Source organism: Mycobacterium simiae (assembly GCF_008370645.1).
GTDB lineage: Bacteria > Actinomycetota > Actinomycetes > Mycobacteriales > Mycobacteriaceae > Mycobacterium > Mycobacterium simiae_A.
Genome location: NZ_VTZN01000168.1, coordinates 1 through 10,226, shown reverse-complemented (window position 1 = coordinate 10,226; position 10,226 = coordinate 1). Strand labels below are relative to the sequence as shown.

General features: G+C 67.2%; 7 protein-coding genes. 2 read left to right on the top strand and 5 right to left on the bottom strand.

Annotation, left to right across the window (positions count from 1 at the left end; translation table 11 throughout):
- Positions 1 to 511 precede the first annotated feature (511 nt).
- The 4 genes from F0Q45_RS20990 to eccCa form a co-directional block, all read right to left on the bottom strand.
- A complete protein-coding gene (locus F0Q45_RS20990; protein WP_149655776.1) occupies positions 512 to 862 on the bottom strand; it encodes a WXG100 family type VII secretion target in 351 nt (116 codons plus the stop codon).
- Positions 825 to 1,139, bottom strand: coding sequence for a WXG100 family type VII secretion target (locus F0Q45_RS20985; protein WP_149655775.1), 315 nt, complete (start codon positions 1,137 to 1,139; stop codon positions 825 to 827). The genes F0Q45_RS20990 and F0Q45_RS20985 overlap by 38 nt, the downstream gene beginning before the upstream one ends.
- Positions 1,140 to 1,214: 75 nt before the next feature.
- Positions 1,215 to 2,417: a type VII secretion-associated protein gene (locus F0Q45_RS20980; protein WP_149655774.1), complete on the bottom strand. Its 1,203-nt coding sequence runs from the start codon at positions 2,415 to 2,417 to the stop codon at positions 1,215 to 1,217.
- Positions 2,414 to 6,112, bottom strand: coding sequence for a type VII secretion protein EccCa (gene eccCa, locus F0Q45_RS20975; protein ID WP_149655773.1), 3,699 nt, complete (start codon positions 6,110 to 6,112; stop codon positions 2,414 to 2,416). Before eccCa ends, F0Q45_RS20980 begins: the two co-directional genes overlap by 4 nt.
- A 45-nt stretch (positions 6,113 to 6,157) precedes the next feature.
- Here eccCa and eccD point away from each other — a divergent pair, with 45 nt between their 5' ends.
- Together eccD and mycP are read left to right on the top strand one after the other, a co-directional pair.
- Positions 6,158 to 7,510 carry a type VII secretion integral membrane protein EccD gene (gene eccD / locus F0Q45_RS20970; RefSeq protein ID WP_149655772.1) on the top strand — a complete coding sequence of 451 codons (1,353 nt, stop codon included), beginning with the start codon at positions 6,158 to 6,160 and terminating at the stop codon, positions 7,508 to 7,510.
- Positions 7,510 to 8,868 carry a type VII secretion-associated serine protease mycosin gene (mycP, locus tag F0Q45_RS20965; RefSeq protein WP_149655771.1) on the top strand — a complete coding sequence of 453 codons (1,359 nt, stop codon included), beginning with the start codon at positions 7,510 to 7,512 and terminating at the stop codon, positions 8,866 to 8,868. Before eccD ends, mycP begins: the two co-directional genes overlap by 1 nt.
- Here mycP and eccB read toward each other — a convergent pair.
- Complete coding sequence (gene eccB, locus F0Q45_RS20960) at positions 8,830 to 10,221, bottom strand: type VII secretion protein EccB (RefSeq protein WP_149655777.1); 1,392 nt, start codon at positions 10,219 to 10,221, stop codon at positions 8,830 to 8,832. The genes mycP and eccB overlap by 39 nt on opposite strands.
- Positions 10,222 to 10,226 lie beyond the last annotated feature (5 nt).

Here is a 10,226-nt window from a genome sequence, read left to right as displayed (position 1 = left end):
GCAGCAACTGTCACAACACTGACACTCACCAACCCCCCAACCGCCGCACCCACACACCGGCCCACCAACACATCAACAACACAAACGAGCCGTGACGCCACTTACGTTAACGCGCAACGCTTTTCATAATCGCCGCACCGCCAGCCGGCGATCAGCGGCAAGCACCAGCGCAAGCAGCCGGTCGCAGACATGGCGGAAAGGTGGCAAACCCCCGCTCACCGCTGGCATCAGCGGGCTGATCATCAATTCTTGGGTGGTACCGGCTGCTGCCTTGGTACGCCTGTCAGCGGCTCGAACAGCCGAACTGCGGCGCGGCACGATGAAGCGGGACGATCTCCCAGAGCGGACGGTGCCAATACCTAGGTGAGCGGTTATCGCTGGGCCGACCGCCGCAAGCTAACGCTGACCAGGCGAATATGCGGCCGTCGCGCAGGCGCTGCGAAGCGCTGTGTGGTCCCGACGGCTCTCCTCCGCCGGGACCACACAGAGGCTCAAGGGCCGCTAGGGCCCGCTACCGCGACCAGCTTCCGGCCGCCCGGCGGTCGGCGTACGCCACCTCATCGGTGCCCTCGCGGACCGCATTGCCCAAATCGACCAGGATCTGGTTGAGCGCGGCGGCGGCCTGGTGCCAGCTGAGTTGCTCTTGCTGGTAGGCGGCCGCCGCTTCACGAGTCCACAGCTGCTGCAGCGGCGCGATCTGGGATCTCAGCTCCGCGAGCGCGGCGTTGAAACGAGCCGAGGTGGTGTGAATCTCTTGGCGAACGCCGTATTCGATGGCCTCGAAGTTATAGGACAAAACCGGCTCCACAGCTAATCCCTCTCGATCACAAGTCTGCGCCGGCGGCGGCGATCTGTCGGGCATGGCTTTGTCCGGCCTCACTGAGCACGGCCGCATTGTGCCGGATGGTTTCGGCGATGGTGTGCAAGACGTGATAGAGCCTCGTCGACTCGGCATTCCATCGGCCCACCGCATCTTGGAAGCTCGCGGCCGCCATCCCACCCCAGGTCGACGGCGGCACGCTGCTCATGCGGCCGATGAAGGACTGCAGCATCGCCCGGATTTCCTCGTTGCGGCTGTCTGTCATGGCTGCGACCGAGCGCATCAGGTCAAAATCGGTGCTTAGCGTGCTCGAGCTCATCTGTTCCTCTCCTCGCGCCGACACCTAGTACGACCTTGGCCGACGCTGTTCGGTTCCACCCAATTCCGCGTGCCCTTAGCCGACCGCGTGGGCGGACTGCACGGCACGTTCACATACCTCACGAACGGCTTCCGCGGCGCTTGGTCTGCTTTGGCATCCCACGCTGATCCGCACCGTCCCATCGACCAGCACCGTCCACCACACGTGATGCGCAGCACGCACCTCGCGGTAGGTCACCGCAGGGCGCCCGGCAGCGCTACCGGCTGGGTTAAAGTCGACGAACACCCCGGCAGGCTCAGCGTCGATGGCCCGCCGCAACCGCTCGGCTGTCGCGGCCAACGTCTCGCCGGGCACCGGCGACTGGGTGACGTGTAGCGCTACCTCGCGATCAGCAGGCGATGTGAGCTGCACCCGCGCCGAACCCGGCCCGTCGACCACCCGCCGGGTGGGCCAGCCCACCGGAACCGCGAGCGCCACCCGGCCCTCCACCAGAAACGTCGTGGGCGCTACTTGCGCGGCCCTGCCACCGCGATGGCCTATACCGGCCACCACGAGCACCGTCATCGCCACGCCGGCGGCCGCGAGCCCCGCCATCAGTCCCACGCGGGATCGAGGCTCCGCCACCGAATTCGCAGCCGGCTGCGGAGGCAGGTCCCTGGCCAGCCGGGCCAGTCGATCGTCGTCGACCGCTACGACGCTCACTACGGTCTGACCGGCTCGCAGCGCATCGGCGATCATGAGTGCCAGCTCTGGCGCTTCGACGACCCCGCTCGGCACCTCGATTACCACCGCGCCGCTAGCTGGGGCCGAGCCGGCCACCACACCGGCCACTTCCTTGGCAACATGTCGCGCCTCCGCTAGGCGCGGCACGGCGACGACTTCGTCATCCGCGACGACGACTACCAGCCGATCGGCGATCTCGACGACGACCCCGGCTTCCGGTGCGGCACGGGTCAGCAGCCACGACCGCCGGAGTAGCTCGAAGGCACCGCCGGCCGCAGCCCGGGCCGCCCCGCTGACCACACCGATACGCGAACTCGACCACCATGACGGATGGACGACGATCATGCCATCGTGGTGACCCTGTGCCAGTGTCCGCAGTGCCGCCGACCATAGCGATCCGACGGCGACCGGTTGCCCAGCCACCAGCGCCACCGGGTCGTCGATCGCGCCCAGGGCCGCCGCGCACGCCTCATCATCGACGGCAGAGTCTGCGCCACAACACAATCGGCGGATTGCGCTGGGGCCGGCCGCGATCACCGCGCGGTGCCCGCTCACGGCTGCGGGCTCCACGCCACCTGGACCAGCTGCTCGTCACCTGCCCGGCTGCTGAGAATGCCTCGGCCAGGGGGCAGCGGGCCGGGGCGGCCAGAGCCCAGCAACACGCCTTCCTCGGGACGTCCGCTCATCATCAGCGCCATGCAACCGAAGTCATACAAGCCCGCCAGCAGTGGTTCGAATAAAGCGCGCGCGGCGCCCGCGCTGCGTCGCGCGACAATCAGGTGAAGGCCGAGATCGACTGCGTACGGCACATATTCGAGCAGAGCTAGCAGCGGGTTGCCCGTCGCGGTGGCAACCAGATCGTAGTCGTCGACCACAACGTAGACCTCCGGCCCAGACCACCAGGACCTGGCCCGCAGCTGCGTCTGGCTCACGTGCGCGGGGGGCATTCGTGACTGCAGCAGTGCGACCAGACCCGGCAGCCAGGCAGCGACGGCCGGCGCCGACATGGCGTAGCCGCCGAGGTGTTCGGTCTCGATGACGCCCAGCAAGGCCCGCCGGAAGTCGGCGAGGAAAAGCTGGGCCTGCATGGGCGTCTTGGACCGGACGATCTCCCGGCACAGAATGCGTAGCGCCGCCGACTTTCCGCACCCGTTATCGCCGAGCACCAGCAGGTGTGGTTGGTGTCCGAAATCGACTGCGGCGGGCTGTAGCCGGCGCGCATCGATACCGATGAGCAGGCGCGACCGATCCTCCGCATCCGCTTGCTGCAGGACACTGTCGTAGTCGACCCGCGCGGGCAGCAGCGGTATCGCGGGAGCCGCTGCATCACCATCACCGCGACGCAGGTCGAGGCCGCGCAGCGTGGGCAGGGCGATCATCATGTGCCAACCGTCGAGGGAAAGGCCGCGGCCCGGCCGGTCGCGAGGTACCTGCTGCGCCTTACGGCGGTCCACTTCGGAATCGGCTGGATCGCCTAGGCGCAACTCGAGGCGGGTACCGATTTGATCCTTGAGCGCCGGTCGTATCTCGGCCCAGCGTGACGCCGATACCACCACGTGCATGCCGAACGACAGTCCTTGGGCCGCAAGTGCGATGATCGAGTCCTCCAGCCCGTCGAACTCGTGACGCAAAGCTGCCCAGCCGTCGACGACGAGAAACACGTCAGCCCGCCGGTCCCACACTGGGCCTTGCCCGCGCAACAAAGATTCTCTGGTGCGCAGAGTCGACTCCAGTTGGGCGACCGTGCGCCAGACCAACTCCGGCTCTGACCTTCCCGCCACGGCACCGACATGCGGCAGCTCCCGCACCGTGGCCAGGGTGCCGCCGCCAAAATCCAAACAGTAGAACTGCACCTGGCCCGGGTCGTGGGTGGCCGCCAGCGCGGTGATCAATGTGCACAACGCAGACGACTTGCCGGAATGGGGCGCACCGACAACGGCGACATTGCCCGCGGCCGCGGACAAGTCGACTATCAGCGCGGTGCGGGCCTGCTCGAACGGCCGATCAACGATTCCGATCGGCACCGCCAGCTCAGACTGCGCGCCGTCGCTCAACAGTGTGTCCAGCGGCGGCGCCGACTCCAGCGGCGGCAGCCAGACCCGATGTGCGGGCGGTCCATGACCGGCCAGCCTGCCCAAGACGAGCTGCAGCACGCTAGGTGCGGGCACCGTACCCGCCTCGACAGTGGGCACGGCGGGCCCGCAACGTTGCGCGGTGAAAACCCGAACTTCCTGGGGCGCAGTGCTGCACCCGGCAACCGGGCCGGAAACCCAAAGTGGTTGCGAGACAAAGGCGCTCTGGAAGCGAATCAGCTCGCCGGCTGCCGTCCGCAGCCAGCCTGCGCCGGGTGTGTTCGGCAACTCATAGCCGTCCAGGGTCCCCAAGACAGTCCGTGAGTCGCTGGCGGACAGGGTTTTCAGGCAAATACGGTAGGACAGGTGGGCGTCCAGCCCGCGCATTCGGCCCTCGTCAAGCCGCTGACTGGCGAGCAGGAGGTGCATACCCAACGATCGTCCGAGCCGGCCGATCGCGAGGAATGCGTCGGCGAAGTCAGGATGCTGGCTCAGTAGCTCGGAGAACTCGTCGACGACGATGAACAGCGTCGGGAGGGCCGCCAATGTGGAGTCGGCGCGGCGCGCATTCTGATACGCCGCAACACTGACTAGGTTGCCGGCCTTCCGGAGCAGCTGCTGCCGCCGATTCATTTCGCCGGCCAGCGCCTCATGCATCCGATCCACCAGCGGCGCCTCCTCGCAGAGGTTGGTGATAACCGCGGCTACATGCGGCGACCCGGCAAAGTCAAGAAACGTCGCGCCGCCTTTGAAGTCGATCAGCAGCAGGTTGAGCTCCGCGGGCGAGTGGCGTGTCATCATGCCCAGCACAACGGTACGCAACAGCTCTGACTTGCCGGACCCGGTGGCGCCTACACAGAGCCCGTGCGGCCCCATTCCGTGTTCAGCGGGCTCCTTGATATCCAGATCCATCGGTGCGCTGTTGACTGTCGTCCCGATTGGAACGCGGAGCCGATCGCGTTGAGTTTGATTGCGCCACAATGCTGCCGGATCCAAGGCTGCGACGTGACCAGCACCGATCAAGCTTGCCCAGTCGCGGGCGCGGCTATGACGGACCCGATCACGCGCCTGGCACGCCGCCAGCCGGCGGGCGCATGCCAGCGCCTCGGCGGGATCCATCTGGTCGGGGCGCTCCAGCAGGTGGGTTTCGCGGGCATCGCGGACCACCACAGCGGGACCGTCACCGGCGCTGCCCACCTGCAGCACGATCGCGCCGGTGATCGGGTTTCCAGCAGGCTCGTCGGTGTCGGCGATCACTACAGTGGCGACATTCGCACCGCTGTGCGCAGCACGCGCCTGCGCCCACGTTGGGTACACCATCCGTAGCGAGCCCACCGCATCGACGGCACTGGGATGTTGGTTGTGCGGCAGCCATTTCAGCCAGTCCCAGTGCATCCGATGCCGACCGCTGATCACCGCGGCGATCATCACCTGATCCGGCGCGTACAGCACAGCAAGCTGACAGACCATGGCACGCAGCAGACCGCGTACCCGGGTTGACTCACCGTCGATCTGGACGGTCGCACCCCCACGCAACGGGACCACGACGGGTGCGTCACCAAGCGTGGAATACGCCCGCAGAAAGCACCGCAGCGCTGCGACGGTGACCGGATCCGATCGCTGCCCAGGTGGCAATTGCGGAGCAACCAAACGGGTTGCCAGCGGCACAGTTCCCAGCCCGACTCGGATCCGGCACACCTCGATCTCACCTACGCGCTGCTCCCACATCTGTGGTCCCCCGACCAAGCTCCACAGCAGGTCCGGATCGGGATGTGTCCTATTCAGTGACGAACGTTGTGCCACAGCGGTTTCAACAATCGACCTGCGCAAGCCGGCAAGGTATTCGAGATAATCCAGGCGGTCGCTGTCGATCCCGGCATGACGACGGCCACGTCCGGTCACCGCAGTGACCACGAGCGAGGCCACCATCAGCACCGGAAAGGTCAAAAACGTCGGGTTGCGAGTAGCGGGCGCCCCAGCGAGGAAGGCCGACGCCGTGACACCCAGTGCGGCAGCGGATATACCGACCGGAAGCAGCCGCGCGACCAGGCCCGGGGCTGCCGGGCGCACCACTTCCGGTGGCGCGGCGAGCAGGACCTCGGTAGTCACAGTCGCAGGACTGTAGGCAGCACCGCAATGGGCCGCAAGTCGCCTGTGCACAAGCGGATATGACCGCATTGAAAGCTGGCTATCCTGCTGAGGTCCGATCTGGAAGGGGCCCCTGTGTCTGCAGCTGATCCGGCACTGCGACGCGTCACCGTTCATGCCGATAGTGCCGTCGTCGACCTGTCCCTACCCGCCGCGGTACCCATCGCCACGCTGATCCCTGCCATCGTCGACATCGTGGGCGGCCACATCCCGGCGCGCTATCGGTTGTTCACCGTGGGGCGAGAAGTCCTCGTGTCGTCAACGACGCTGGCGCAAAGCGGTATCCGCGACGGAGCCGTGCTGGTGCTCTGCCAGTCTTGTCCCAAGCCGCCGAACCACCGCTTCGACGACGTGGCCGAGGCGGTGTCGACAACGTTGACGGCGGCGACTCGGCCCTGGCCTCGGCGCGCTACTAGACATACCGGCGCACTGGCAGCCTGCGGCTTCACCGGCGTCGGTGCCGTGCTGCTAGTTCGAAACGCGTTCGGCACCAACGCTCATGTCGGCGGGGCGGCAGTCGTGGCAGCGGCGGCGGCCGCGATCGCCTTAGTCGTTGCCGGCATTGCCCAGCGAGCATTGCGGGATCCGATCGCTGCGCTCGCGCTGAGCGTGATTGCCACGATGTTCGCCGGCGTTACCGGCCTGCTCGCGGTTTCCGGTGCGCCGGGCCTTCCACATCTCATGCTCGCCACCATGGCCGCGGCCATCACCGCCGTCCTGGCGATCCGGGTAACCGGCTGCGGTGTAGTAACACTGACAGCGGTGGCATGCTGCGCCATTGTCATCGCCATCGCCGCGCTGGCGGCGGTGATCACGTCAGCGCCGCTGCCGATCATCGCTGCGTCGGCGACCCTGGTGTCGGTGGGCCTACTGCAAGTGTCGGCTCGGACGTCAATTGCATTGGCCGGGTTGTCACCAAAGTTGCCAGCAGCAGCGTGCGAGGATGCGCAACCATCGCCGAAGGCCGAATTACTGGCCGCCCGAGCAATGCGGGCCGACAGCTGGCTGACCAGCCTGCACGCCGCTTTCTCGTGGTCTGCTGGCCTCGGCGCAAGTGTCGCCGCAGTGACAAGCCAACGCGGTGTCGCGCTCGCCGCCCTCACCGCCATGGTGCTGTTGCTGCGCGCCCGGTCGACGCCCGAGCGGAGACGGAGGACGATGTATGTCATTGGTGGAACCTCCACTGCAGCAGTTACTTTCGCGATCACAGCACTCGGGTTCAGCCTGCACGAAGTGTGGACCGCGACACTGACGGCGGTCCTGGCCGCCGCGGCGATGTATCTGGGCTTCGTTGCCCCCGCAGTGGGGCTCTCGCCCATCGCTCAGCGCAGCATCGACGCGCTGGAGTTGACGGCATTGGCCGCCATGGCGCCGTTGGTGTGCTGGATATCCGGCGTCTTCAGCGCTGTCCGCGGCCTGGACCTGTGATGAGCTCGACCACATCACGTGTGGTGCGGCTACTAGCGGTCGCCGCACTGAGTCCCCTTTCTGTGGGCGCGATTCCATCGGCGCACGCTGTCTCGCCGCCGCCGATAGACCAGAAGTGGCTTCCCACGCCGGCGCTGCCGGCTCCACCACAACCCACGGTGCAACGTGAGGTATGCGCCACGGCCACGGCAGCATCCGGGCGATCCGACCCGCCCGCTCAACTCGCCGCCCTGGACTTGCCGCAGGTCTGGCAGCTCACCCGAGGTGCGGGCCAGCGGGTTGCCGTCCTTGACACCGGAGTCACGCGGCACCGACGATTACCGCAGCTCGTGGCCGGCGGCGACTACGTCTCCACCGGCGACGGCACCCAAGACTGCGACGCCCACGGCACCATCGTCGCCGGAATCATCGCTGCCGCAGCAGATTCCAAGGAAGATGGATTCAGCGGTGTAGCCCCCGACGCCACCGTGATCAGCGTCCGCCAGTCCAGTGCCAAGTTCGCCCCAGTCGCCGACGGCTTTGGCTCCGGTGTCGGCGACGTCAACACCCTGGCACAGGCCGTCCGGACCGCAGCCGATCTCGGCGCGTCGGTAATCAACATCTCGTCGGTTGCCTGCGTCCCCGCCGCAACCACACTCGACGATCGCGCGCTGGGCGCCGCATTGGCCTACGCGGTCGACGTCAAGAATGCCGTCATCGTGGCCGCGGCCGGGAACACCGCCGGACCGGCCCCCTGTCCGGCCCAGCGACCCGACGTGTCCCGCGACACCGCTACCGTGGCAGTCAGCCCGGCCTGGTATGACGACTACGTTCTGACGGTTGCTTCGGTGAGCACCGCGGGGGTGTCCTCGTCGTTCAGTCTCGCCGGACCCTGGGTTGACGTCGCCGCCACCGGCGAGGACGTGACATCGCTGAGCCCGACCGGTGACGGGATCGTGAACGGCGTTGTTGGACAAGAGGGTTCGGGGACGCTGTCCGGAACAAGTTATGCCGCGCCCGTAGTCAGCGGCCTGGCCGCGCTGATTCGGGCCCGGTTTCCGGCATTGACCGCGCGGCAGGTGATGCAGCGAATCGAGTCAACTGCCCATCACCCGCCGGCTGGATGGGATCCGGTCGTCGGCCACGGGATCGTCGATGCCCTGGCCGCAGTAAGCACCGACTCCCCAGCACCCACGACCACGTCCCAGACCGGAGCGGTGGCAACTGTCGCCCCTGCAGCACCAGCGCCTCCGAATCATCGCGCCCGCGACACGGCGTTGGGCGGAACAGTGGTCTGCGTGGTCATTCTGGTGGCGACCTTGAGTTCTTTCGCGCCCAGGCTAAGACGGTCCGGTCAGGACACCGTCATGGGCGGCTGACGCTTTCTCCCTGCTTAATTCAGGTCCCGACGGCAGTGCCGCCAATATCGGCCAGGGCGCGGGGACCGCCGCCGGCAGCCCGAGGTGATGCGCAGCCTGATCGTCATGAACCGCGAATCGCACACCCGAGTCGGTGACCAGGTAGCGCGAGCCCGCCTGCGCGCCATCACCGGTAAGGCTGTGCACGGCGACGTAGGCGCTGCGACCCGGCGGCAGGTACACCGCGTCCAGGGCGGGACCACGGCCATCAGCTTGTGCCAGCGTTACCGGGGCCGCGCCGGCGGGCAATGGCAGGCGGGGGCCGGCCAGGAACGCGATGTCCGGGCGGCCCGGCCCGCTGAGCGACCAGGTGAGGCAGAACGTGGTATCGCTACCGTCCGAAAGTGCCGACACCCGGTCTGGAAACGTGGCGACCGGCAAGGTGTTGACCATGACAGCCGCGCGAATCACATCGGGTGCCACCGCGATGAAATCGGTGGCGCCCTGTGAGTCGCTGAGCCGCAACAGATCCGCCGCGACCTGTCCGATTCGCTGCACACCTCCGCTGAGCACCACATAGAACTCGACGCCGTCGGCACGGGTGATGGTCACGACGGTGCCGATGGCAAAGCCAGGCACGCCGGCCTGACTCCGCTCGCCTGCGCGGCTGATCCGCGGAACAGTGATCGGCGGCGCTTCTGGGACAGCGTTGAGTAAGGACTGCGAGACGAGGCGCGGAGCCCGTTGCTCGAGCCTGAGAGCCCGCACAACCACCCGGTCGCCGAGATCCACCACGGCCCGATGTCCCTGGTAGAGCAGGTATGTCGGCGAAGCTGGTGCAGACGCGACCAACATGGTCGCGTCTGGCGCCAGACGACGAACGGATGGGTCGCCGACGGGTCCGGCCAACACCGTCGTCGCCGCTGACCGGTCGCCATCACACATCGTCCATGTCGCCTCATCGGCCGTCAGCGACCGCCCGATAAGCTGCGGTGCGCCCGCAATACCCAGTAGCGGGCCGCGTTGGATGTCCCGCAGGTCGGCATCGCGCACCAGCCGGGGATTGACATTCGTCGCCGCTATCAATCGCGCCGAGGCCAAGTTCAGCACCGGATGCCACGTCTCACCCACCCTCACATACAGGGCTCCAGATTCGCGTCCCATGACCAGCTGTGCTCCACCGAGTCCTGGTTGTGGGCGCAGCAAAGCAACGACGACGCATCCGGCCACCATGACGGTGGCCAGCACGCAGCCGACCGTCAGAGCCGCCGGAGCCGCTCGCGACACCCAGTTCACGTTGCGCAAGTCCCGGCACAGCAACGCGCGCTCCAGCCGCCGGAGCTGAAAGCGGTAGGCGCTGACCTGCAGCCACATCGGCG

Excerpts from the sequence above, each read along its gene's own strand:
- F0Q45_RS20990 (WP_149655776.1), bottom strand. The coding sequence starts at position 862 with ATGCCCGACAGATCGCCGCCGCCGGCGCAGACTTGTGATCGAGAGGGA.
- F0Q45_RS20985 (WP_149655775.1), bottom strand. The coding sequence starts at position 1,139 with ATGAGCTCGAGCACGCTAAGCACCGATTTTGACCTGATGCGCTCGGTC.
- eccCa (WP_149655773.1), bottom strand. The coding sequence starts at position 6,112 with ATGCGGTCATATCCGCTTGTGCACAGGCGACTTGCGGCCCATTGCGGT.
- mycP (WP_149655771.1), top strand. The coding sequence starts at position 7,510 with ATGAGCTCGACCACATCACGTGTGGTGCGGCTACTAGCGGTCGCCGCA.
- eccB (WP_149655777.1), bottom strand. The coding sequence starts at position 10,221 with ATGTGGCTGCAGGTCAGCGCCTACCGCTTTCAGCTCCGGCGGCTGGAG.